The following is a 24169-nucleotide window of genomic DNA, read 5'->3' as shown; positions in this document are numbered from 1 at the left end:
CGATAATACGTCAAAACACGAAATATATCTACCTTATGAACTATGTTAAAATCAGCTTTTCACAGGATTTTACTTTTTGGTTTATTGGTATTTTCTATCCTAGGAAACAGTCAGGAAAAAGAAGCTGAACCAACTCGTGATTTTCCTAAATTATCCGATACCATATCTGAAGCAGGTACCTACCAATCAAATCCTATTGGAGCGTATAACGAGGCTTTTTACATTGTTAATAGACTAAATGAAAACATTGGGTTACCACCTAATCATTTAAACTTTCAAACACCACAGGCAACGCTTGAACAATTTATATCTAGCTGTAGAAACAACAACTTTGAAGAAGCCGGTTATGCCCTTAACTTAAATCTTTTTCCCAAGGAAGTAACTAAAAAAGAAGCGGCAATTCTCGCAGAGAAATTTTATTTCGTGCTCAATCAACGAGTCAAAATTGATTGGAACAACATATCAGATAGACCCGATGGACAAATTGATATAACTACTTCAACAAACGGAGCTATTGCTGGAAACCCTAGACGAAGTGTGGTTTTTGGAGAAGTAGATTTAAACAACCGCGATGTAGTCCTGCGATTACAACGTGTTAAATTAGACGATTATGGTGCTTTTTGGATGATAGCATCTAATACGGTAGAAAATATTGAACCCTTGTATGAGGAGTATGGTCCTAGAAAACTTGATCGTATCATGCCTCAATGGGCCAGAGTTTCATTTCTAGGATTTCCTGTTTGGAAATTTGTAGCGACCATTCTCCTTTTCTTTATGGCATATGCTGTAGGAAGAGTTTTTAGCTATGTAACAAGAAGATTGTTACTTAAGTCAGACAGAGCCTGGTTAAGAACAACAGCTAATAAGTTGGCCAAACCAGCAGGAATAGCCCTAAGCATGCTATTCTTTTATATCATACTTAATAAACTCATTTCATTTTCTGGGCCTTATTCTAGTACTATTTACGCAATCCTTTTGGTCTTGGTAATTGCTTCCATTGCCTGGTTGCTCATGAGTTTTATTAATGCTGTAATGACCTACATTGCCGAACATAAAATAGGTGATTCATCTATAGAGGAAAACACACAAGCTCGTATGATGATGACTTACATTTCGGTAGCGCGACGATTATTGACCATCATTATCATCTTTGTAGCTATTTCGGTGGTATTATCACAGTTTAGATCTTTAGAAAAATTAGGCATATCCTTACTGGCGTCTGCTGGTTTGATTACCATAATATTAGGTGTAGCAGCACAAAATACCCTAGGTAATATCATAGCAGGAATACAAATAGCACTTACAAGACCGTGCAAAATTGGTGACACTTTGTATATAGGTGACGAATGGTGTTATGTAGAAGACATACGCTTTACCTACATGGTTACACGTACCTGGGACAGTCGTAGGCTTATTATTCCTCTTAAAGACATTATCTCAAAACCATTCCAAAATTGGTCCATGACCAATGCTCACCGTTTACAGCCCATTGTTGTTTATGCCGATTATAATACCGACGTACAGCTAGTACGTGAAAAGTTCTCTGAATTATTAAAACAAGAAGAAGAGTATGATGAAGAACATCCACCTGTTGTCCAAGTTACCGAAGTAACTGAAAAAGCAATAGCCATAAGAGCGCTTTGCAGCGCTCAGGATGCTAATTCGGCATGGGAATTACACTGTAAGTTAAGGGAAGAACTAGTGAAATTTATAGCTCAATTAAACGATGGTAAACACTTGTCCAAAGAGCGCATCTTGATTCAAAAGGAACCTACCTAATGGAAATACTGCAAGTGAAATTAGGTTATGATCCCTAATAAAGGTAATTTAAGTAGCGATGGAATTATCACCACAATACCACGCTGAACAACTTCTTGTAATAACTTAATAACAAATCGTAAATCAAGATAAATACCTTCTTATCTTTATCCTTTATGAGTAGAAAGAATATTGAACACCGCATTTTACACGAGGACAACCATTTAATTGCGGTCAACAAAGAATCTGGTGAACTAGTTCAAGGTGATAAAACCGGTGATCCTATTCTACCCGATGCTATTAAAAAATATATAGCTCACAAATACGATAAACCAGGTGCTGTTTATTTGGGTGTGACACACAGGCTAGATAGACCTACTAGTGGTGTTGTAGTTTTTGCACGTACTTCAAAAGCGTTACCGCGTATGAACAATTTATTTGCCGATCATAAAACTGAAAAGATCTACTGGGCACTTGTAGAAGGAACGCCAAAATCTAAAGAAAAACGGCTCGTTCATTACCTAGTGCGCAATACCAAACAAAATAAAAGTTATGCTCACGATCATGAAGTGCCGGATTCAAAAAAGGCAGTACTCACCTATAAAATCATTAAACAGTTAGAACGTTATACGCTGTTAGAAATAACGCTAGAAACAGGTAGGCATCACCAGATAAGATGTCAATTAAGTAAAATAGGTCACGTTATAAAAGGAGATCTTAAATACGGTGCACGCAGGTCCAATAAGGATGGCAGTATACACCTGCATGCCAGACAACTGTCGTTTATTCATCCTGTTAAGAAAGCACCTGTTACAATCGTGGCACCAGTACCCGATCATGATAATTTGTGGCTTGCTGCAAGTAAATAATTACCTATGAATGTATCCTACACACACCGTTTACAACAGCAATTTTTTAAAACTGGAGCTAGTAAAGAATTAAATTATAGAACCCAAAGTTTACAGCGATTAAAAAACACGTTAGAAACTAGAGAGCAAGACGTATACAACGCACTTAAAAAAGATTTGGGTAAAAGCGAGTTTGAAGCTTATGTTACTGAGTATAATGTAGTCATGGCCGAATTGCGCAAGTTTCTTTACAAACTTAAACGCTGGACAAAACCTAAAAAAGTACGTGCGGCCTTACTTAATTTTCCATCCCAGGCTAGACAATATCCCGAACCTTATGGTAACGTTCTCGTTATATCACCGTGGAATTATCCCTTTCAACTAGCGCTAGCTCCAGTAATAGGAGCTGTAGGAGCTGGTAATACTGTGGTTTTAAAACCTAGTGAATTTGCACCACACACCTCTCAATTACTCGAGGAAATTATTGCTACAAGCTTTTCTCCTGAACATGTAACCGTATGTAAGGGTGATGCCGCAGTTGCCAAAGAGCTTACAAGCCTTAAATGGGATTACATTTTTTTTACTGGCAGTCCACAAGTAGGTAAACTTATCTACCAGGCAGCCGCACAGCATCTTACTCCTGTAACACTAGAATTAGGCGGTAAAAACCCTTGTGTCGTTCACCAAAGTGCTGCGATAAAAACGGCCGCAAAACGAATTGTATGGGCCAAATATCTAAATGCTGGTCAAACTTGTATTGCACCTGATTACATACTGGTTCATGCAAGCGTAAAACAGGAATTGGTTAAACAATTGCAAATAAGCATAGCACAGTTTTATGGAGAACAACCGCAATCTAGTCATGATTATGGCCGTATTAATCGCAAGGACCACTTAGAAAAATTACTTTCTTACCTAGATGGTGAACAACTAATCACCGGTGGTGATTACAACCTAGAGCAGTTGTACCTAGCTCCTACTCTACTTGACGAGCCTGGTGAGGAAAGCGCTGTCATGCAACAGGAAATTTTTGGTCCCATACTACCCGTCATTAGTTATCAGGAACAAGACGATATTGAAAAGTGGATTCACAGATATGAAAAACCCTTGAGTGGTTATGTTTTTGCTACTCAAAAATCGTTTATTAATTGGTTTACAAAACGTTATAGTTATGGTGGTGGCGTGATTAATGATTGTATAGTTCATTTTGTGAACGATAGATTGCCTTTTGGTGGTGTGGGCAACAGCGGTATAGGAGCCTATCACGGCAAGCACAGTTTTGACTGTTTCAGTCATTATAAAAGTGTGGTACACAGGAAAAACTGGCTGGATATTACTTTAAAATATCCACCTTATGCTGGTAAATTAAAAGCAACAAAATCCTTTTTAAAGCGTTTTTAACAACGATATAGGTACAACCTTAAAACTGTCACAATGTGGTGGTAATGTTTTGTTAGTACGCTTTCGCGAAAGCGTAATGATCAACTACCTTTAAAATAAAAATAGCTATGATTAAGGAAGGAACCAAAGTAAAATGGGAATGGGGAAACGGTACAGCAACCGGTACTGTACAGTCCACATTTACTAAAAAAGTGACACGTACCATAGACGGCAATGAGGTAACTAGAGAAGGTGAAGAAGGAAATAAAGCCTTGTATATCGAACAAGAAGACGGTAGCAACGTTCTAAAATTAGAGAGCGAAGTAAACCGAGCAGATTAATTTTTTACGTATATTTAACTGTACATTTTTTACACACTACTACCCTATATGATGAATTGGATGGAACTAGGAACTGCTACTGTAGCCATTGTACTGGCTGCCGTTTTTATACTTGCCGCTGTGATTGCCTACCGCAGCTGGGTAGAGTTATGCAGTCCTAAGGATAGAATGGGTATTAAAATTGATCGCAATGGTAGACATCGCTATCAACCTGTACCACAACCCGATGTAGAACAAGTTAGACTGTGGACGCAATTGTTTATCGCGGTACTTACAGCAATAATAACCCTATCTAGCTTGCACTATTTATTTTTAAGGGATTAATATGGCCGATTTTATTAAAATTTATGAGGATAATCCTAATCCTAGAGAAATTAAACGCGTTGCCGATGCCATGCGCAATGGTGCGCTTGTAATTTATCCTACTGATACGGTTTATGGTCTGGGATGTGATATTACCAATAAAAATGCCCTAGAAAAAGTGGCTCGTATTAAAGGTGTAAAATTAGAAAAAGCCAACTTCTCATTTATTTGTGAGGACTTAAGTAATTTAAGCGATTACGTAAGTCAAATAGATAGCGGTACTTTTAAATTACTTAAAAGAAATTTACCAGGACCGTATACTTTTATTTTGCCGGGCAATAATAACTTACCTACTGTTTTTAAGAAAAAGAAAACTGTAGGTATACGTGTACCTGATCATCCTATCGCGATTGCCCTGGTGCGTGAGCTAGGTCGTCCTATAATTTCTACTTCTATAAAGGACGATGATGAGGTAATTGAATATACTACAGATCCCAGCCTGATCTGGGAGAAATGGGACCATCTTGTTGATATAGTCATTGATGGCGGTTATGGTGGTAATATAGGATCTACTATAATTGACCTTACTGGTGATGAACCGGTATTGGTACGTGAAGGAAAAGGCAGTGTAGAGCTTTAAACCCATGAGTGCCCTACTCGCCTTAAGTCCCCATTAAGGATATCTTGCATTTATTGTAAAAACTGCATCACATTAGGAATTTTGTCCAAATGAATGCGAGATACGTGTGTATATATCAAGGTCGTTTTAATATCGTTGTGACCTAGTAATTCTTGAATCACTCTAATATTCACACCAGCCTCCATAAGATGAGTGGCATAGGAATGTCGCAAGGTGTGTAAAGTAACCTTTTTATTTATTCCTGATTTCTCTAGAGCATTAGCCAGTACGGCTCTTAGACTAGATGCACTATAGCGACTGTGATTATATCCTTCTATCAAGTACTCTTTGGGCTTGTATAATTTGTAGTATTCTCTCAACCTTACTTTCAGATCCTTGGGTAAAGGTAAGTACCTATCCTTGCGACCTTTACTGGCCACAATTTTGACCTGATCACGCTGCCCATCTATGTGGCTTATTTTAAGGTTAATGAGCTCGCCACTACGCAATCCTAATGCGTATATCACAAGTATTGCTGTGTGGTGTTTTTTATTGGTAATTGAATTTAAAATTAAGTTGATCTCGTGTGCGCTTAAGACATCGGGTAATACTTTTTGAGGTTTACGAGGTGTTACGGTGGTTAATTCGATGGACCTGTTGTGCATGGTGTTTAGGTATAATCTTATAGCGCTAGCAAGTTGTTTTTGGGTGGAATAGGCCAGATTTTCTTTAAGAACTTTTTGAGTAAATGTTTTTCTTATAACACTAGAATCAGCTTGATGAATGGGTATAGTTTCACCTAAAAACTGTTGAAAGGAATTGAGTAACCCTAGATATGTTTTGGCGGTGTTTGGACTGTAACGTTTTATAGCTAGGAATTGTTTAAAGTCATCAAACATGTGTATATACCATTTATACAGCAATATAATAAAAATGCAACAAACCTATTTATATACTCACATTTTGGGTGGTATAGTGCTAATTTTTGGTATATTGCTTATATAAACTAGTTGTAGCCAATATAAGAAACGCCTATGGGAACTTGGGGAACAGGAATTTCTTCAAACGATATTTACGAAGATATTAATTATGAATTCTTTGAATTATATAATCAAGGAATGGAAGTTTCTGCGATTACCGAAAAGTTAATTCAAGAAAATAAAGAACTTATTGATTCTCACGAAGACCAAAATAATTTTTGGATAACTATCGCAAAATCTCAATGGGAATGTAAATCACTTGACCCAAAAGTTCTTAATCGGGTTAAAGATATTGTCGAGTCTGGAAAAGATATAGAATTGTGGAAAGAACTTGACGCTTCAAAATCTGACTTGACTAAAAGACAGAAAGTTTTGGATAGCTTTTTAAAGAAAATATCAAACGAAAAAAAGACATCTCGAAAACGGAAAGTAAAAAAATCACGAAATGCAATTTTCGAAAAAGGAGATTGTTTAGTTTTTAAATTAAATGATGGAGATTATTGTGGAGTTTTCGTGCTGGAATCGGAAAAAGAAACGGAATTCGGACTGAATTTAATTGCTGTAACTGACATTAAACAGTCGGAAAAACCAACTGAAAAGGATTTTGAGAATGCAAAATTATTATTTAGACTTGAACAGCAAATAAACAAAGAGTTTAAACCAAAGGAACAGATTAGTTGGTATTATTCTCAACATTTCAAAAAATCGGAAACGGAATTTGAAAAAATTGGACAATTAAAAGTTAATAAAGATTATTATTCAAATAAAGACTATCAGAGTTTTTCGAATTGGGATAATCTGAAATTATTTCAAGATGAATTCTATTCTGACTTTGAAAATAATAAGTGCAAGAACAAAATGAAATTAAGTAGTTTAAGGAAAAAATACTGGCTACAACAACGTATATAATCCATTGCTAGTGAGAGCCTACTTACGAAAATCCTCGCGGATTTTCTATTCGGTTTTTATTTACTAAATTTAGTGCTTAAACCTCGCAACGTATCATATACGTATTCCAAGGTAAAAAACAAGCTTTTAATCAATAATTTGTTGCAGCTATATTAACGAATGGTGTACCTCTTTTGATAACAGCAAAACTGCGTGCTAAAATCTTGTTTCTCACGTTGTTTAATGCTATCATTTTATGCTTCCCTTCTTCGAGTTTACGATGGTAATAATTTCTTAACTCTTGGTCTGATTGAATTGCTGAAACGGCCGCCATACTTAATAAAGTCTTCATCTTCCTATCCCCTATATAATGACTCTGTTTCCTGCGCCGGATAGAGCTGCCCGAACTGTATTCAAATGGCGCTATTCCACAATAACTCGAAAAGCTACGCCAGTTGTTGAATTTCATAAAATTACTGGTATGATACAGCAGTTGGCAACTTAGTATCAATCCTACTCCTTTTACCGATCTTAACAAATTATAATTTGTTTGTAAACTATCATCTGTTTCAAGCAGCTCCTTCATACGTCGCTCTATATGTTGGACCTGTTTGTCTATATGCTTGATACTGCGCTCTAGCAGTTTACAGCAACTATCTGTTGACGGACTTGATAACAAGTGCTTTTGCTCTTTTAAAGTCGACTTCAATCCACTGCGATCTCTTACTAATTGATCTCTCAATGACAAAAGCCTTCCTAGTTCCTGAAATTCCTTTGGCTTTATCTTACTAGGCTCCAGTTCTTCTCTATACATCCAACCATATCTGGCAATCATATAAGAGTCTAACTTATCTGTCTTCTCTCTAGTAAGACCGGTACTACGTTTTATACGCATGGGACTTTCTTCTACATAAACCAAGTCCTTTGAGCTTAGAAATACAGAAAGCTTTAGTGAGTAATTACCCGTATTTTCAAAAATGAAAAAGTAACTACTAACTTCTAATTGATCAGAAACCCATGATAATAATTGAGCATAACCCTTATCATCATTTGTAAATACCGCATGTTGCTTAACGTGATAAAGAGTTGCATCTAATGTATTTTTTGACACATCGATACCTACTACTTCTCTTACATTTTTCATACTTTTATAAATATTAATGATTATTGATGCTTGGCAACTATTTCCTTTAATGAGCTTTTTAAGCTAGGTATTCCAAGTAGTTCAACTAAGCATCCTACAAGAGACTGAGAGGACTATTACGTATAATAGGTAATGCCTAAAGACCGTTAAAGTTCTCCTCTCTTCTCTTGTTAAAATTAATAAGGTCAAAGTAAAGGAAACCGTTGTACTGCATTTATGAAAACCGAAATAGGCAATGAATAAACTGCTGATTTTATTATGTATCATCGTGATGATTTTGTCTTGTAAAAGGGATTTAATCAAAGACGGAATTCTAATGGCGGAAAGAGAAGCTCCAATCGGATTTAATCACTTGAGAGTATTTCGAGACAGCACTTTCGAATTTGAATACAAAAGTTTTCCAAATAGTAAATTGCACAGCGGAAAAATGAAAATAGTAAATGATACAATCATTTTTGAGTATTCTGATTCAATTCCAGCTTTCGGAAATAAAGCAATTATTGATGGAAATAAATTAATTTATACAAATGGAAAATACAGCGAAATTCTCGAAATATGGCTTGATAGTATATCGGACTAAAAAACGCAGTACAACAATGAACTAAGCTAAAAACCAAGTGTTTTTTTGATTAGTTTCTAGCATAATTAGGATCATAACATAATCCTGATTTTGCAATGGCAAAAGCCTGTTTGATCAGTTTGTTACATACTGCTATTAAGGCTAATTTTTTACTCTTGCCTTTGGCTACGATGCGGTCAAACAATTCTTTGCATGGAATGTTGTGAATACAAGCCGTGAAACTGCACATGAACAAGTGGTTTCTCACTAGACCATCTCCTGTTTTACTTATTCGTGTTTTACCTCTCACTGAGCTTCCTGAACTACGCTCATTTGGGGCTAATCCTAAAAAGGAAGATACTTGTTTATAGCTCGCAAAATCTTTAAAGCAATTTGTACTCAACATTAACAGAATAGCTGTCTTGTCGCCTATCCCTGGTATTGTTTTTAATCTTGAAAATAACGATGCCTCGTTATCTTTTATTAAAGCTAGTAATTCGGCTTCTAGAAGCTTGCACTCCTTTTTTAAGTTACGTAACTGGCGAGTTATAGAAACAATAACCTTACTACGCTTATCATGAACACTATTCAATGCGTGTAATTTATTTTTCAAACTCGTTGATTGCTTTAAGTACATCTGTAGTAGTGATAAAATCTCTCTTCCTTTTACCACATAACCCGCATCAGGTCTCCATAATTCTAGCTCTTGTTCAGTGCCATAACTATAGATCATAAATGCATCACTCTTATCGGTTTTAATGCGTCTTAATTTCATCTGGGTATAACGTTTAATCACTAATGGATTAACCACACTCACAGCTATACCTTGATCAAATAAGCCCATCGCTAAACGATGATGATAACAACCTGTAGCCTCCATGACGCAAATAGCTGTTTCTGGCAACGCTTTCGCGAAAGATGTAATACCTTTAACCGTATTACGATACTGTGAATAACCTGTTTGCACATTATAAACATCAAAGGTATCTTTACTGATATCAATCCCAAAAATCATTGTACTTTTAGTCATAAGTTTTAATTTTAAAGAACTACCTACTTCTTATACAACATCCTAAAACAGGTTCTTAATTGACCTAGCGAACTAATCGTATTTGGAGTAGAAAAAGAGCAGGGATTTGCATTGTTGACGGAATCTGTAGTTCCTACGGCTATAGTAACCTTACTCTGCTCTTTTGTTCTTTTTAGTTAATATCTAAATTTATTAATAACAAACTTAGGACGGCTATAGTTCATTGCGGCGGAATTTCCGAAAGGAAATTCCTGCGTATTTGCTAACTTTGGTTTACGGCGGAATAGTTCTGCCGAACAATTCCGCAACGAAACCATAGCCAAGACCGTTGCAAGTAATAGCTCAAGAAACATTCCTCTGAACAATAAAACTGAAAAATAATAAAGATTCTACCCAAAGGTTGTAATTTAAAACCTCACTTCTCGACTTTTCGTATTTATATGTAGTACCAAAAGCAAAAACTTAAATAACGAATTTAAAACCTTGATATTTTTTTACAATAAATGAAATACAACCTAACTACTCTATTTTTACTATTATTAAGCGCAATAGCATTATCCCAAGAAACCACAGGAAGCCTTCAAGGTAAATTAAAAGATAGCCAAAATAACCCCATATCTTTTGCCAATATCGTTCTGACAGACACAGAAACCAGTTTTAATTATGGTGCCATATCGCAAGAAAATGGTTTTTATAGACTTAACAACATCCCACCAGGAAATTCATATAAAATTAGTATTTCATTTTTGGGCTACAAAACCATAGAGGAAGTTAATATTACCATTAATTTGGGTACCACTACCATAAGGGATTTTGTTTTACTGGAAGAGAATACATCATTACAAGAAGTTGTTATAACTGCAGAGTCCACGCCTAAGAAAAGTGGAAATGAAACTTTATTGAACCGTAAAACTATCAAGGCAACACCTACCATTAATAGAAGTATTCAGGATTTGACAAAAAATCTTCCCGAAAACAATCTAAACTCTTTTGGCGGAGCAAGTAACCGATTTAACAACTTAAATATTGACGGAATAGCCAATAACGATATCATAGGCTTTCAAGAACCTGCAAGCGGTGCGTCGGGTTCCTCTGCAAACGGAACACCAGGAAGTTTATCCCGAAGTCAACCTATTGGACTTGGGGCCGTTAAACAAGTTAGCGTGAAACTATCACCGTTCGATGTAAGTATTGGTAATTTCAACGGAGCGAGTATCAACTTAGTGACCAAAAATGGAACTAACACAACTAAAGCCGAAGTTTATGGCTTCGGAAACAATCAAAATTTGATAGGTAGATTTGCTGGTGGTGCTGAACAGAATGTAGAATCATTTTTTGACGTACAATTTGGTGGTGGTATTGGAGGTGCAATAGTAAAAGATAAGTTGTTTTACTATGTTAATTTTGAACAGGCATTGTCCAACTTTCCTGTTCTAAATGCCCCTGGTAGCAGCACATCTGATATTTCTTTAGAAGATGTGACAGCAATACGAGATAGATTAATAAATGAGTATAATTATGACCCTGGCGCTTTTCAAAATGCAGACCTACAAACCGCAAGTACAAAATTATTTACAAGATTAGATTACAACCTGTCCGACGTACATAAAATAACGCTTCGTAATAATTACGTCAATAGTTTTACTGATAATCTGGAATGGAACAGTACGTTCTTCAATTTTGGAAATCAAGGATATAGACATAACAGTGTTGCCAATAGTCTTGCTGTAGAATTAAAATCAAATTTCAAGTCCGGAAGCACAAATAAACTTTCTGTTGGATATAATACAGTACAAGAAAATCGTGATTTTGAAGGACGTGTATTCCCTCATATTCAAATTGCTACATCATCTGCTGCTCGTATTTTTGCAGGAACCTATCGCGAGGCCTCTGTGTACAACACCGATTTCTCTACGCTACAAATTGCGGATACATATACTTTCGATTCTGGTCAACACCATTTTACAACTGGAGTTTTTGGTCAATTGCACGATGTAGATTATGGGTTTCTCTCTGCGTGGAACGGTCGCTGGGAATATCGCTCAGTTGACGACTTTCTAAATGACAGACCAGCACGAATACGAGGAGTTTACAACATAAATGATAATAGTTTTGATTTTGTAAGCAATCGTCCTTCAGCCACTATTGGCGTATTAGAAGCTGCTGCCTTTTTTCAGGATAACTTCCGTATTAATGAAAAACTGGAAATAACTGCAGGTATTCGGTTAGATGGTCAATATTTAACACAACGATTGCCTGTGAGCGAAGAAGTAAACAATACACCAGAATTTTCAAGATTTGACAACACCATATCAAAAGCACCACAGCTTAATCCAAGATTTGGTTTCAACTATAAAATCGATGAAGATGGAAAGTTTACCATAAGAGGTGGTACAGGACTTTTTTCAGGTAGAATACCTTATTTATGGTTTGCATACGCGGAATATATTTCAGGTACAGAATATTTTAATATTGATTTAAGGCCAGACGAAGCCATAGCATTAACCGAAAACTTGGAAGATTTAAGAAGCCTACAACCTAATCTGGCTGAAATAAATCTTTTAGATCCTGACTTTAGTCTTCCAAGAGATTGGAAAACAAATATTGCATTTAAAGCCAAATTGCCAAATCGATGGACAATAGATATAGAAGGTACTTATACAGAAGTGGTAAATGGGTTGCTTTTTCAATCCATTAATAGACAAAACAACGTTGGTAATTTTAGTGGAGCTGATAATCGTCCCTATTTTTTAGAAACAGGAGATGATATAAAGATTAACCCGAATTTTACAAATGTATTTTTACTTACCAATACGGACAAAGGGTTTAGATACAACATAACTTTTGGTCTTAGCAAACAGGCAGGTGGTTACCGCGGATATTTTGGTTACACCTATGGGATGAGTAAAGATATATCCAGTACCGTACGCAGTTCGCCAGCAGCAAATTTTGAATGGAATCAAGCCTTAATTGCCAATGACCCTTCGTTATCTTTTTCAAATTTTGACCTAAGACATAAATTTGTAAGTAGCCATTCCTATAATTTTAACATAGGAAAAAATAGCACAGGATTTATCTCTTTTCTATACAACGGCAGGGCAGGAAGTCCTTTTTCATATGTATATAGAGGCGACTTAAATCGTGATGGTTCTTCAAGAAACGATATTATTTATGTGCCAAGAGATGCCTCTGAAATTAATTTAATTGATATAGTCGATGCTTCTGGCAATGTAACTGTAAGTGCCACCGAACAATGGCAACGATTAAATGCTTTTATCGAAAGAGACCCTTATCTAAGAGAACGAAGAGGACAAGTTGCAGAGCGTAATGGAGCAAGAACACCTTGGAACCACGAATTGGATATGAAATTAGAATATGGACTAGCATTAAAGAATGGTGATAAAATATCTTTATCTGTAGATATGCTTAATGTATTTAATTTTATCAATAAGGACTGGGGACGATTGGTATTTGTGCCTAACGTAGTCAATTCCAGTTTTAGTCTTTTAGATTTTAGAGGTATAGAAAATAATCAACCGCAATTCCAGTTCAATATCCCAGAAGGAACAGACCCTTATGTTACAGATTTATTCAATTCTCGTTGGAGAGCACAATTAGGTGTGAAATATAATTTTTAAAAGATTAGAAGAACTACTACTTGCAACAATGTATATAGCCCATAGCTGGGAAAATGCGCGAATAAAGGCTTGGGTGTATTTTGCGATGACTGCCAAATTTTTAAATTTGAATCTTTGCGAAAAAAATATAAAGAGAAAATTTAAAAATTCGGCTCAGTGTTTAACCGAAAAGTCCGTACCTTTTTGCACGCTACGAGCCATATACTAGACCGTTACCACACATTTGAGAAAAACGCATTTCATATCGATAATTTTAGTTTTAAACACATTCTTTTCGTTTGCCCAAAACAAAATTGAATTGTTTTCCAATGATTGTAGTGAAGAAAATGGTTTTACTATGTTTAAACTAGACAGAGCAAAACCAAAAATTCTGACTAACCAAAAATTTGAACAAACTGAAAAATACTGGGGAAATGAAAAAATGATTATCGTAAATAACTCAGACTTTTTAAGAATCGAGTACACAAATATTTTTGGACAGCAAATCGACACTACTTTCACAAACGCAAAAGAACTGACTGAAATAAAAATCTGTGTAAATAAATACAAAGATTACGATAAGAAATCTTTAATTAAAGAATCAATTAAAAACAATGACAGTTGGGTTTTAATTTCATCTTGGGGACATCAGACTTTTGAATCTGACAAACTGATTTTAAAGCCTAAAAATGAATTTTTAAAATTTAAATATTACAAAAACGGAAAAATAATAAAACGCGGAAAAATAAAAATAACCGAATCAATAATTGACAGAATAGCTCTGTTTGAACGCAAACTGACTTTAATGCAAGATGCTGACAATTCTTGTAATTTCGGAGTGAGTTATAATCTTGAAAACGGAACTGAAAAAATAAGATTTCAAGACGACAGTTGTTCTGGATTTTCGAATGAACAATTACTAACTGAATTAAAAATTATAAAATAAAAAAACGTGTGGTAACAACGTGTATAGCCCATTGCGGCTGAATCCCTAATCGGAATTCATTGCAATTTGCTATCTTTCAGTCACGGCGGAAAATCATAGCTGATTTTCCGCAACGAGCCATACACAAAACCGTTGCCCATAATTATGAAAAAAATCCATCTGACATTAACAATTGGAATTTTAATATCAAGTTTTGGTTTTTCACAATCAAAATCTGAAATTGAAAATCTGCTCGATGGAATTTCAAAAATTGAGAACTCAAAAGAAATAATTAAAGCCGAACAAACCGAAAAACTGATTAAATATGGCTGGCGGATTTTACCAACTCTTGCGGAATTTTTCACCGACCAAACTCTGACTGAAATAAAATCTGAATGTCACGACCGAATTTTAAAAAAAGGAGAACTTGCGATAATAGTAGCCGACCGAATTGAGGGAATGCCATATTTTACGCTAACTGGAATGCAAAATTGTATTTTGACCTTTTGCGAGAACAATCCGAATTTAGTCGAGTATTATCTTCCTGCAATTGTAGCTCAAGGAATGGCTGAATTCCAAGAAAAGTATAACGAGTGGTTAGCAAGTAATGACCGAATTGATTGGACACCAATGCTGAATTATAAATCAAAAAAAGAATTGCGAAAAATAAAGCGAGAGCGGAAAAAAGCGATTCGTGAAATGCAATCGAAAAAATAACTATGGGCAACAATGAACTAAGCTAAAAACCAAGTGCTTTTTAGATTAGTTTCTAGCATAATTTGGATCGTAAGGTAATCCTGATTTTACTTTAGAAACGAATAGTTTTCTCAGTCCTCACTCCTGCTATATTTTCTTCTATTTAGGTATATTTGAGAAAACTAAGTACTAACCAAACCAAAGGCTATCGTACACTTTAGATGGCGAAGCATTCTGCGTGAACTTGCCATTACCTGTACATTTTACCTGCTAGCAGAAAAAAAGAAACCCGAAATGAAGCAAATCAATTTCCTAATTTTTATCACACTTCTATTTGGTTGCAATGAAAAAGAATCGGAACAAAAAGAAGTCGTTTATCAAAAATGGAATAGTGAATTTCAATTAGATTCGACAATCGAATTTCAAGGTGCAAGACATGCTGCATATGGATATACATATATTTACCCAGAAAATTTTAAAGAAAAAATAGATACAAGAAATGTTCAAGTCGACAGTACAATTTTTAAGTCTGAGAATAAAGATGCAAAACTTAAATTATTTATTGAAGGAGAAGTAATAAGAGAACAAAGAAAGTTAACTCAAGAGGATAAAGAAAAAGAAAGATTAGCATTAATTGAATATGCAAATCTCATAAAAAAAGGGAAGCATGAATTAGCTAAGAATTTAAATATCATAAAATCGAACTTGAGATATGGGTATTCTGGAGAAACCAAGCCAGCAAGATTGGAATTCCTCGGTGAAAAAGATGATAAAGAAATAATTTGGGGAATTGAATTATCTGAAATACCAATAAGCGGAGATTTAACCTTTAAGAATATATACTTTGAATATCCAAAAGCAAAAAAAGAATTCTACAATCCAATTGGAATAGAAATGTTAAATAATTTTGGAATGAAATAAAAAAAGAAGCCAGTAGGTAACAAAGAACTGAGGTAAAAAATAAGTGTTTTTTCGATTAATTTTTAGCATAATTTGGATCGTAAGGTAATCCTGATTTTACAATTAAATAGGCTCATTTTCTCAGTCTTCACTCCTACTTTATTAGTATGGAATTCAATATATTTGAGAAAACTAAGTACTAACCAAACCTACAGCTACCGTACACTTTAGAATACAACGCTTTCTGCGTGAACTCGCCATAAGCTGTGCGTGTTACCATACATTTAACCAAAACTGACTATGAGCGAATTTAACGAATTCACTGAATTAAAAACTGAACCGAATATTGGAAAAAGAATTTTAGCTGGATTCATAGATTATCTAATAACTTATGTCTTCTTTTTCATTTATATCTACGCGTTTGGAGAACCAAATGCAGAAGGTGAATATTCTGTAAATGGATTGCCAGCACTTGTGCCAATTATCTTTTGGGGAATTATGACTGTTGGACTTGAAATCGGACTGGGAGCAACACTCGGAAATTCACTCGCAGGACTGAAAGCAATTCCAAAAAACGGAACTAACCGAAAATTGACTTTTGGCGAATCTTTTAAAAGACATTTGCTTGACCCAATAGATATGTTCTTTTTTGGACTAATTGGAATAGTAACGATAAAAAACACAGATAAAAATCAAAGATTGGGAGACATTTGGGGAAACACAATTGTCGTGCGGAATGAAAATCTGACTGAATAAAAAACTGAATAAAAACGTATGGTAACAACGTGTATAGCTCATTGCAGCTGAATTCCTAATCGGAATTCATTGCAATTTTCTATCTTTCAGTTTCAATCGGAAAATCGGTACGATTTTCCGCAACTGAAATTTATACGCTAACGTTACTGGACGATACCTACGGTCGTTCAGGCCATTTCGCTAGCGCTCAATTCTCTCCTGAACTTATAAATTAGATCCACGCGTGTCTTCCTCTCGCAAACTGCGTTTGCTCGTCGGAGACAAGTCGCTGTAATTTGCTTTTATCTAACTATATTTATAACCTAAACATTTAAACACTAACCAGCGTTACTGGTACCGTCCACAACTTCGGTTATAGCAAATTTGTGCATTCCTCTCATGCCGCTTTCGCGAAAGCGCACTCGTCGGATGCAAGAATGGCTACCGTACACTCTAGAATACTACGCATTATTCGTGAACTCACCATAACCTGTGCGTGTTACCCAACATTTGAGAAAATTGTGAAAAAACGTAAAATTATAGGATTTCATTTCTTGACTTATGTCATTTTAACAGTTGTTCTTTTCTTTTCAGCTGAACCATTGTTGAACAAATTTGCGTCAGGAATTCACAATGTTGGAATATGGTTAAATTTCATAATTTTCGGAACAATAGGAATTCTGATTGTGACTATTGTTTCGTGTTTAATTATTATAAAACGGACTAATTAATGTTTTGGAGAAAGAACAAAAATAAGCCAACTGAATTTAAATGCTCTGAATGTGGACAAGTCCATTCAGATTGGCCAGCTTTAGCCTTTAAATCACCAGCTAATTATGATTTCCTTTCTGACCAAGAAAAGTCTGAACTTGGGAAATTGGATCCTGACTTTTGCGAAATTCATTATAAAGACCAAATTGACCGATTTATAAGGGTAACACTGACTCAAAAAGTGAATGACACATGTGAAAACTTGGATTATGGACTTTGGGTTTCGTTAAGCGAGAAAAGCTATTCAGATTATAAGGCTAATTTTGACAATGAAAATCACGAAACTGGATATTTTGGTTGGCTATGTAGCAATATTCCTGAATATGGAGACACTATGTCAATTCCCTGTGATGTAGTAACTAAAACAGGAAATAGTAGACCTGAAATTTTCCCTTATCAGGATTTTGACCATCAACTCGTTAAAGATTACTACGATGGAATTACAAAAACAGAAGCGGAAAAAAGAATAAATGAAATGACGAAGAGATTGGGTAACAATGAACTAATCTAAAACCAATCGTTTTTTTGACTAGTTTCTAGCATAATTCGAATCCTAACACAATCCTGATTTCACTATTCAATAGGCTCATTTTCTCAATCTTCACTCCTATTTTATTAGTATGGAATTCAATATATTTGAGAAAACAAATAACTAACCAAACAAACAGCTACAGTACACTTTAGAAGGCGAAGCGTTCTGTATATACTCGCCATAAGCTGTGCGTGTTACCTGCAAGCTGAAAAAAGAAAACCGAAATGAAGCAAATCAATTTCCTAATTTTTATCACACTTCTATTCGGTTGCAATGAAAAAGAATCGGAACAAAAAGAAGTCGTTTATCAAAATTGGAATAGTGAATTTCAATTAGATTCGACAATCGAATTTCAAGGTGCAAGACATGCTGCATATGGATATACGTATATTTACCCAGAAAATTTTAAAGAAAAAATAGATACAATAAATGTTCAAGTCGACAGTACAATTTTTAAGTCTGAGAATAAAGATGCAAAACTTAAATTATTTGTTGAAGGAGAAGTAATAAGAGAACAAAGAAAGTTAACTCAAGAGGATAAGGAAAAAGAAAGATTAGCATTAATTGAATATGCAAATCTCATAAAAAAAGGGAAGCATGAATTAGCTAAGAATTTAAATATCATAAAATCGAACTTGAGATATGGGTATTATGGAGAAACTAAGCCAGCAAGATTGGAATTCCTCGGTGAAAAAGATGATAAAGAAATAATTTGGGGAATTGAATTATCTGAAATACCAATAAGCGGAGATTTAACCTTCAAGAATATTTACTTTGAATATCCAAAAGCAAAAAAAGAATTCTACAATCCAATTGGAATAGAAATGTTAAATAATTTTGGAATGAAATAAAAAAAGAAGCTAGCAGGTAACAATGTATATGTGTTCATGTCGAGTAAAAGCTCGTCACGCCACATATACGCGGCCGTTTCTGGACGATACCTACGGCCGTTCAGGCCATTTCCCTAGCGCTCAATTCTCTCCTGAACTTATAGGTTAGAACCACGCGTGTCTTCCTCTCGCAAACTACGTTTGCTCGTCGGAGACAAGTCGCTGTAATTTGCTTTTATCTAACTATATTTATAACCTAAACAACTAAACACTAACCAGCGTAACTGGTACCGTCCACAACTTCGGTTATAGCAAATTTGTGCATTCCACTCATGCCGCTTTTAGAAAAGCGCACTCGTCGGATGCAAGAAAGGCTACCGAACACTCTAGAATGCTGCGCATTCTGCGTGAACTCGCCATAACCTGTGCGTGTTGTGTGCAACCTAAAAAAACGAATGACTAACGAACAAACTGCAATACGAACAACATATTTTAGCATAATTGGAAACATCAGTTTAGCTTTGATTAAAGGGTTTGCAGGATTCTTTGGTAATTCATATGCACTCATTGCTGATGCAATAGAATCAACAACCGATATTTTCTCTTCTCTACTTGTGCTATTTGGTTTAAAATACGCAAAACGACCAGCAGACGAAAACCATCCCTACGGACACGGAAAAATTGAACCGTTAATAACATTCTTGGTAGTCGCTTTTCTTGTAACATCAGCAACCATCATTGCCTACGAAAGCATTCAAAATATTCAGACACCTCATAAAGTTCCAAAATCTTGGACTTTGATTGTACTTGGTACAATTATCTTATGGAAAGAAGTGTCATTCAGGATAGTAATTAAAAAAAGCAAAGAGACCAATAGTTCTTCACTTAAAGCAGATGCTTGGCACCATAGAAGTGATGCATTAACTTCTATTATGGCATTCATAGGAATTTCAATCGCTATAATTTTCGGAAAAGGATACGAAACGGCTGATGATTGGGCGGCTCTGTTAGCTTCAGCTTTTATTCTTTATAATAGCTATTTAATTTTCAGACCAGCTTTAGGAGAAATAATGGATGAACATTTGTATGACGACCTATTGGAAGAAATTCGAGAAGAATCTCTAAAAGTAAGAGGTGTTGTTGGAACAGAAAAATGTTTTATTCGAAAAGCAGGAATGAAATACCAAGTTGATTTACACGCAATAGTTGATGGAGAAATTTCCGTTAAAAAAGGACACGATATTTCACATCAATTGAAAGACCATTTGAGAAAAGAAATCCCGAATTTAGGACACGTTCTAATTCATATTGAACCGAATGAATAAAAAGGCAGCACACAACAATGTATATAAAAAAATAGGCGATATAGCAGTAAAATCAAGGATTTTGGCCCGTATCAAGCTTTAATCTTAACTGAAAGTTTTGTGCTGCGTAATCGCCTACTTTTCATATACTAACCGTTATATGCAAGCCAAAACCTACTTATACATCACTTTGTAAATGCTAGATAAACAAAACTTTAATGGAAATATAGGAGAATCACGAACTAATGCAATTTTAAGTGAAAACTTTCTGGTTCTTCGTAGAAGTGTTGACATCGATGGAGCAGATTTTATAGTAGAAATTCCCTTCAATACTATTCAGGAGTTTAGAAATTTCAAGGAACAAGGAATAGTCCAAGCAAAGTTTTTTGAAAATGGTAATGAAGTTAAAATAGCTAAGGAATATGTTGAAGATATTGACACATTAAGAACCAACTTTTTCGCAATTCTTCATACAAACAATCAGACAGGAGATAAAGTTCATTACTTCTTTACGGCTAGTCAAATAAAGAAAGAATTTAGATTAAGGACAGATAAGAATACAAATAAGGATTACTTCATCTTCAACTTGACAATTAAAAGAACATTTGATTCATATAAGAATTTAAGTGATATTGAAATCAGCAGAAAAATAAAAGAGGGAATTTTAGCAACTGAAGAATATTCTAGGCAAAAGCTAATACGAGAAGTTGAGGAAAAACAAAAAAAACCAGTAAAACCGGTATTTGAAACCACAAATGTGGAGTTGTTTAAAAGCATTAAAGGCAAAAACATTGTTGATCAATTATATATATGCCTAAATACATTCAATGGCTTTAGAAGAATAACTTCATGGAGATTAGTTGACAAAATTTCTTTTTCAAAAAAAATTAATACTAGAACTTACTACAATGGTTTTAAGTTGCATACTACACATGAAGACATCTGGCATTTTTTTTCATCTTTAGAAATTAACAAAGAAGTAAAAATTAAGGACAAAAAGATTATTGAAAATGTCGAAGATGGTAAATATAAAGTTCAACGTATAATTGAACTTTTAAACAACAATTTAATAATTCAAGTAAAAAAAGGAGTATCTACTGAAAAAATTGATATTCAAATTAAAAAGGATGAGGTTTGTGATTGTAGTTGCTGTTCATACAATAGTCTTAATTTCGCTTTTGTTTCAGAACAGCTAAAAAATATTAAGGCAGATTCAACCAATTTGTGGTTATCACTTCAACATTCCATATCATTAATAAAAATAGGTCAGTTTGAAAACGCAAAAATTTTACTTGAAGATATATCTGCCTTAGCAAAAGAAAATAAAGAACCTGTTATTTATTTTGTTTCGCTTTATAACCTTCGTGATTTAGCTTGGAAAAATTTTGAAGAAAACATTCCAGATATTGAAATAGAAATTGACAAACTAAATGTTTCCTCGGAGTACAAATCCATTCTTAAAGTAATCAATAATGGCAAATTATCCAGTGATTATTCAAATTCTATAGATGAGATTTATTCAAAAATTAAAGAATATAAACAAAGAAAAAGTGTTAATGACACCTCAAGTTTAACATGGAAACTATATTATAAATTTGGAGAATATATTAACTTCATAGAAGGCAACTATTTAACAACATACAAAATACATGATACAATTACTGAAAAAGTGATAGAAAGCTTAATTGTCTCATATTCGATGACTGATAATTTCTCAAGTCATTATGATGGTTTTAACGATTTTATTTTAGAAAGAATAATACATTTTTGTGAACCAGATAACTTATTAAAATATTTCCAAAGAAATAAAGTAAACGATTTTCCCTACCAATCAGACACAGACTATTTTAATAGGTGTTTATTAAATTTTTTCTCTAGTAGTAACATAGATTTTTTAAAATCTGAAATAGTTTATAAAGATAATAGAACTAAAAATGTAGAACTAAGAAGAAATACTGAAAAAATATTTCAGAATCTATGTATTCTTCTTGCCTATTTAAAATTTGAGTTTGATAAGAGTATTTTGAAAAAAGTTATATACTTCATTCAAGAATTGGATTTGTCTATTCACGAACTTTCAATTTTAGCGCATCCGCTATTGAGAAAATCAAGTTTGTTTGATACAAAAGATATTATAAAATTAACGACTACTCTTATTGAAAAAAAGCTTACAAAAGGATTCCTAATCACCAATTTAATTTACACTTTAAATCAAAAAAATTATAACTTCAAACACTCAGATGAAAACCTACTGTTATCTATTTTTGATATTGCCTTAAAGAATCCTGAGTATGGAATTTTAAAAGCTATACAAAATACACTCTCTTTGGAATATAAAACCTTATTATCCCAAAGATTAGAAAACGAATTAAGAACAACATTTAGTGCAGAGTTATTTTATCATGGAATTATTAGTGATTCCGTTATAAACTCAAACGAATTTATTAAAAAATATATCGAATCCTTCGAAAATGTTGTAAACGGAAAACCTGCTGTTTTATTTAGAAATATCAGTCCACACACAGGTATTGCTTATAAATTTAGAGATCCACTTAATAAATTAGTTACCGTAATATATAAATTAGACGATAAATCAATTTTAAATTATCCTACCATTAAAAGAATTAGAGAGTTTGATTCTTACTATGATTTTATATTGGATTTAGATCGTTTTAGATTGCACAAAGAATTCAATATAAATTGGCTACTCGAGAATCAATCAAAATTTATTCTAAAAAAATTGGCTAAATCAAGTCATTTAAAAGAGCGGTTAAAAGAAGAATTATCTAAAGATTACAATGAATATTTAGGTAAAATATATTTTGATTATTTTCAAACTAATAAATAGGCCAGCATATAACAACGTGTATAATTCATTGCTTCTGATTTTCCTATCGGAAAATCCTCGCGCTGAATTATCGCCTTTGTTTTTTTACTAAATTAGTTGCTGAAACACGCAACGAAATCATACACGTATTCCAAGGTAAAAAACAAGCTTTTAATCAATAATTTGTTGCAGCTATATTAACGAATGGTGTACCTCTTTTGATAACAGCAAAACTGCGTGCTAAAATCTTGTTTCTCACGTTGTTTAATGCTATCATTTTATGCTTCCCTTCTTCGAGTTTACGATGGTAATAATTTCTTAACTCTTGGTCTGATTGAATTGCTGAAACGGCCGCCATACTTAATAAAGTCTTCATCTTCCTATCCCCTATATAATGACTCTGTTTCCTGCGCCGGATAGAGCTGCCCGAACTGTATTCAAATGGCGCTATTCCACAATAACTCGAAAAGCTACGCCAGTTGTTGAATTTCATAAAATTACTGGTATGATACAGCAGTTGGCAACTTAGTATCAATCCTACTCCTTTTACCGATCTTAACAAATTATAATTTGTTTGTAAACTATCATCTGTTTCAAGCAGCTCCTTCATACGTCGCTCTATATGTTGGACCTGTTTGTCTATATGCTTGATACTGCGCTCTAGCAGTTTACAGCAACTATCTGTTGACGGACTTGATAACAAGTGCTTTTGCTCTTTTAAAGTCGACTTCAATCCACTGCGATCTCTTACTAATTGATCTCTCAATGACAAAAGCCTTCCTAGTTCCTGAAATTCCTTTGGCTTTATCTTACTAGGCTCCAGTTCTTCTCTATACATCCAACCATATCTGGCAATCATATAAGAGTCTAACTTATCTGTCTTCTCTCTAGTAAGACCGGTACTACGTTTTATACGCATGGGACTTTCTTCTACATAAACCAAGTCCTTTGAGCTTAGAAATACAGAAAGCTTTAGTGAGTAATTACCCGTATTTTCAAAAATGAAAAAGTAACTACTAACTTCTAATTGATCAGAAACCCATGATAATAATTGAGCATAACCCTTATCATCATTTGTAAATACCGCATGTTGCTTAACGTGATAAAGAGTTGCATCTAATGTATTTTTTGACACATCGATACCTACTACTTCTCTTACATTTTTCATACTTTTATAAATAT

Annotated in this window: 21 protein-coding genes; 17 read left to right on the top strand and 4 right to left on the bottom strand. The window is 34.3% G+C overall.

Annotated elements, in window-relative coordinates:
* Positions 1 to 42: 42 nt before the first annotated feature.
* From I5168_RS09760 to I5168_RS09735, 6 genes are all read left to right on the top strand, one after another.
* Positions 43 to 1779 carry a mechanosensitive ion channel family protein gene (locus I5168_RS09760; protein WP_431471646.1) on the top strand — a complete coding sequence of 579 codons (1737 nt, stop codon included), beginning with the start codon at positions 43 to 45 and terminating at the stop codon, positions 1777 to 1779.
* Positions 1780 to 1934: 155 nt separating this feature from the next.
* Positions 1935 to 2627 carry an RluA family pseudouridine synthase gene (locus tag I5168_RS09755; RefSeq protein ID WP_431471645.1) on the top strand — a complete coding sequence of 231 codons (693 nt, stop codon included), beginning with the start codon at positions 1935 to 1937 and terminating at the stop codon, positions 2625 to 2627.
* 6 nt (positions 2628 to 2633) lie between these two features.
* Complete coding sequence (locus tag I5168_RS09750) at positions 2634 to 4007, top strand: aldehyde dehydrogenase (RefSeq protein ID WP_431471644.1); 1374 nt, start codon at positions 2634 to 2636, stop codon at positions 4005 to 4007.
* Positions 4008 to 4114: 107 nt separating this feature from the next.
* Positions 4115 to 4327, top strand: a complete 213-nt coding sequence (locus I5168_RS09745) for a DUF2945 domain-containing protein (RefSeq protein ID WP_042280261.1) — start codon at positions 4115 to 4117, stop codon at positions 4325 to 4327.
* Between the two features lie 48 nt (positions 4328 to 4375).
* A complete protein-coding gene (locus I5168_RS09740) occupies positions 4376 to 4651 on the top strand; it encodes a hypothetical protein (RefSeq protein WP_146105011.1) in 276 nt (91 codons plus the stop codon).
* 1 nt (position 4652) lies between these two features.
* Positions 4653 to 5270: an L-threonylcarbamoyladenylate synthase gene (locus I5168_RS09735; RefSeq protein ID WP_060522442.1), complete on the top strand. Its 618-nt coding sequence runs from the start codon at positions 4653 to 4655 to the stop codon at positions 5268 to 5270.
* Positions 5271 to 5320: 50 nt separating this feature from the next.
* Here the strand turns inward: I5168_RS09735 and I5168_RS09730 are convergent, their stop codons facing one another.
* A complete protein-coding gene (locus I5168_RS09730; RefSeq protein ID WP_431471643.1) occupies positions 5321 to 6148 on the bottom strand; it encodes a tyrosine-type recombinase/integrase in 828 nt (275 codons plus the stop codon).
* 135 nt (positions 6149 to 6283) lie between these two features.
* Between I5168_RS09730 and I5168_RS09725 the strand changes: the two genes are divergently transcribed.
* Positions 6284 to 7138 (top strand): hypothetical protein, encoded by an 855-nt coding sequence (locus I5168_RS09725; RefSeq protein WP_431471642.1) that lies wholly within the window; start codon positions 6284 to 6286, stop codon positions 7136 to 7138.
* A gap of 130 nt (positions 7139 to 7268) precedes the next feature.
* Here I5168_RS09725 and I5168_RS09720 read toward each other — a convergent pair whose 3' ends face one another.
* A complete protein-coding gene (locus I5168_RS09720) occupies positions 7269 to 8261 on the bottom strand; it encodes an IS110 family transposase (RefSeq protein WP_060522439.1) in 993 nt (330 codons plus the stop codon).
* Positions 8262 to 8496: 235 nt separating this feature from the next.
* On the opposite strand from I5168_RS09720, the gene I5168_RS09715 reads away from it, so the two are divergent.
* On the top strand, positions 8497 to 8841 hold the full coding sequence (locus I5168_RS09715; RefSeq protein ID WP_431471641.1) for a hypothetical protein: 345 nt from the start codon (positions 8497 to 8499) through the stop codon (positions 8839 to 8841).
* A gap of 49 nt (positions 8842 to 8890) precedes the next feature.
* Here I5168_RS09715 and I5168_RS09710 read toward each other — a convergent pair whose 3' ends face one another.
* Entirely contained in the window at positions 8891 to 9850 is a 960-nt protein-coding gene (locus tag I5168_RS09710; protein WP_431471640.1) for an IS110 family transposase, read from the bottom strand.
* 503 nt (positions 9851 to 10353) lie between these two features.
* Here I5168_RS09710 and I5168_RS09705 point away from each other — a divergent pair.
* The 9 genes from I5168_RS09705 to I5168_RS09665 all read left to right on the top strand — a co-directional run bounded on the left by I5168_RS09705 (position 10354) and on the right by I5168_RS09665 (position 23008).
* On the top strand, positions 10354 to 13488 hold the full coding sequence (locus I5168_RS09705; protein ID WP_431471639.1) for a carboxypeptidase regulatory-like domain-containing protein: 3135 nt from the start codon (positions 10354 to 10356) through the stop codon (positions 13486 to 13488).
* A 337-nt stretch (positions 13489 to 13825) separates the two neighbouring features.
* Positions 13826 to 14413, top strand: a complete 588-nt coding sequence (locus tag I5168_RS09700; RefSeq protein WP_431471638.1) for a hypothetical protein — start codon at positions 13826 to 13828, stop codon at positions 14411 to 14413.
* A 144-nt stretch (positions 14414 to 14557) separates the two neighbouring features.
* Entirely contained in the window at positions 14558 to 15109 is a 552-nt protein-coding gene (locus tag I5168_RS09695) for a hypothetical protein (protein ID WP_431471637.1), read from the top strand.
* Between the two features lie 273 nt (positions 15110 to 15382).
* Positions 15383 to 16009, top strand: a complete 627-nt coding sequence (locus I5168_RS09690) for a hypothetical protein (protein WP_431471636.1) — start codon at positions 15383 to 15385, stop codon at positions 16007 to 16009.
* 279 nt (positions 16010 to 16288) lie between these two features.
* Positions 16289 to 16744, top strand: a complete 456-nt coding sequence (locus tag I5168_RS09685) for an RDD family protein (protein WP_431471635.1) — start codon at positions 16289 to 16291, stop codon at positions 16742 to 16744.
* A gap of 709 nt (positions 16745 to 17453) precedes the next feature.
* Positions 17454 to 18005: a DUF2199 domain-containing protein gene (locus I5168_RS09680; protein WP_431471634.1), complete on the top strand. Its 552-nt coding sequence runs from the start codon at positions 17454 to 17456 to the stop codon at positions 18003 to 18005.
* A gap of 245 nt (positions 18006 to 18250) precedes the next feature.
* The gene (locus I5168_RS09675; RefSeq protein ID WP_431471633.1) at positions 18251 to 18877 is read left to right on the top strand and encodes a hypothetical protein; all 627 of its coding nucleotides are present in this window, start codon (positions 18251 to 18253) and stop codon (positions 18875 to 18877) included.
* A 434-nt stretch (positions 18878 to 19311) separates the two neighbouring features.
* Positions 19312 to 20181: a cation diffusion facilitator family transporter gene (locus I5168_RS09670; RefSeq protein WP_431471632.1), complete on the top strand. Its 870-nt coding sequence runs from the start codon at positions 19312 to 19314 to the stop codon at positions 20179 to 20181.
* Positions 20182 to 20356: 175 nt separating this feature from the next.
* Entirely contained in the window at positions 20357 to 23008 is a 2652-nt protein-coding gene (locus I5168_RS09665) for a hypothetical protein (RefSeq protein WP_431471631.1), read from the top strand.
* Between the two features lie 154 nt (positions 23009 to 23162).
* Here I5168_RS09665 and I5168_RS09660 read toward each other — a convergent pair whose 3' ends face one another.
* The gene (locus tag I5168_RS09660; RefSeq protein WP_060522439.1) at positions 23163 to 24155 is read right to left on the bottom strand and encodes an IS110 family transposase; all 993 of its coding nucleotides are present in this window, start codon (positions 24153 to 24155) and stop codon (positions 23163 to 23165) included.
* Positions 24156 to 24169: the final 14 nt, after the last annotated feature.

The sequence above is a fragment of the Nonlabens sp. SCSIO 43208 genome (assembly GCF_050703575.1).
Lineage (GTDB): Bacteria > Bacteroidota > Bacteroidia > Flavobacteriales > Flavobacteriaceae > Nonlabens > Nonlabens tegetincola.
This window is presented reverse-complemented; position numbering and strand designations above follow the sequence as displayed.

Excerpts from the sequence above, each read along its gene's own strand:
- I5168_RS09760 (WP_431471646.1), top strand. The coding sequence starts at position 43 with ATGTTAAAATCAGCTTTTCACAGGATTTTACTTTTTGGTTTATTGGTA.
- I5168_RS09755 (WP_431471645.1), top strand. The coding sequence starts at position 1,935 with ATGAGTAGAAAGAATATTGAACACCGCATTTTACACGAGGACAACCAT.
- I5168_RS09750 (WP_431471644.1), top strand. The coding sequence starts at position 2,634 with ATGAATGTATCCTACACACACCGTTTACAACAGCAATTTTTTAAAACT.
- I5168_RS09745 (WP_042280261.1), top strand. The coding sequence starts at position 4,115 with ATGATTAAGGAAGGAACCAAAGTAAAATGGGAATGGGGAAACGGTACA.
- I5168_RS09740 (WP_146105011.1), top strand. The coding sequence starts at position 4,376 with ATGATGAATTGGATGGAACTAGGAACTGCTACTGTAGCCATTGTACTG.
- I5168_RS09735 (WP_060522442.1), top strand. The coding sequence starts at position 4,653 with ATGGCCGATTTTATTAAAATTTATGAGGATAATCCTAATCCTAGAGAA.
- I5168_RS09730 (WP_431471643.1), bottom strand. The coding sequence starts at position 6,148 with ATGTTTGATGACTTTAAACAATTCCTAGCTATAAAACGTTACAGTCCA.
- I5168_RS09725 (WP_431471642.1), top strand. The coding sequence starts at position 6,284 with ATGGGAACTTGGGGAACAGGAATTTCTTCAAACGATATTTACGAAGAT.
- I5168_RS09720 (WP_060522439.1), bottom strand. The coding sequence starts at position 8,261 with ATGAAAAATGTAAGAGAAGTAGTAGGTATCGATGTGTCAAAAAATACA.
- I5168_RS09715 (WP_431471641.1), top strand. The coding sequence starts at position 8,497 with ATGAATAAACTGCTGATTTTATTATGTATCATCGTGATGATTTTGTCT.
- I5168_RS09710 (WP_431471640.1), bottom strand. The coding sequence starts at position 9,850 with ATGACTAAAAGTACAATGATTTTTGGGATTGATATCAGTAAAGATACC.
- I5168_RS09705 (WP_431471639.1), top strand. The coding sequence starts at position 10,354 with ATGAAATACAACCTAACTACTCTATTTTTACTATTATTAAGCGCAATA.
- I5168_RS09700 (WP_431471638.1), top strand. The coding sequence starts at position 13,826 with ATGTTTAAACTAGACAGAGCAAAACCAAAAATTCTGACTAACCAAAAA.
- I5168_RS09695 (WP_431471637.1), top strand. The coding sequence starts at position 14,558 with ATGAAAAAAATCCATCTGACATTAACAATTGGAATTTTAATATCAAGT.
- I5168_RS09690 (WP_431471636.1), top strand. The coding sequence starts at position 15,383 with ATGAAGCAAATCAATTTCCTAATTTTTATCACACTTCTATTTGGTTGC.
- I5168_RS09685 (WP_431471635.1), top strand. The coding sequence starts at position 16,289 with ATGAGCGAATTTAACGAATTCACTGAATTAAAAACTGAACCGAATATT.
- I5168_RS09680 (WP_431471634.1), top strand. The coding sequence starts at position 17,454 with ATGTTTTGGAGAAAGAACAAAAATAAGCCAACTGAATTTAAATGCTCT.
- I5168_RS09675 (WP_431471633.1), top strand. The coding sequence starts at position 18,251 with ATGAAGCAAATCAATTTCCTAATTTTTATCACACTTCTATTCGGTTGC.
- I5168_RS09670 (WP_431471632.1), top strand. The coding sequence starts at position 19,312 with ATGACTAACGAACAAACTGCAATACGAACAACATATTTTAGCATAATT.
- I5168_RS09665 (WP_431471631.1), top strand. The coding sequence starts at position 20,357 with ATGCTAGATAAACAAAACTTTAATGGAAATATAGGAGAATCACGAACT.
- I5168_RS09660 (WP_060522439.1), bottom strand. The coding sequence starts at position 24,155 with ATGAAAAATGTAAGAGAAGTAGTAGGTATCGATGTGTCAAAAAATACA.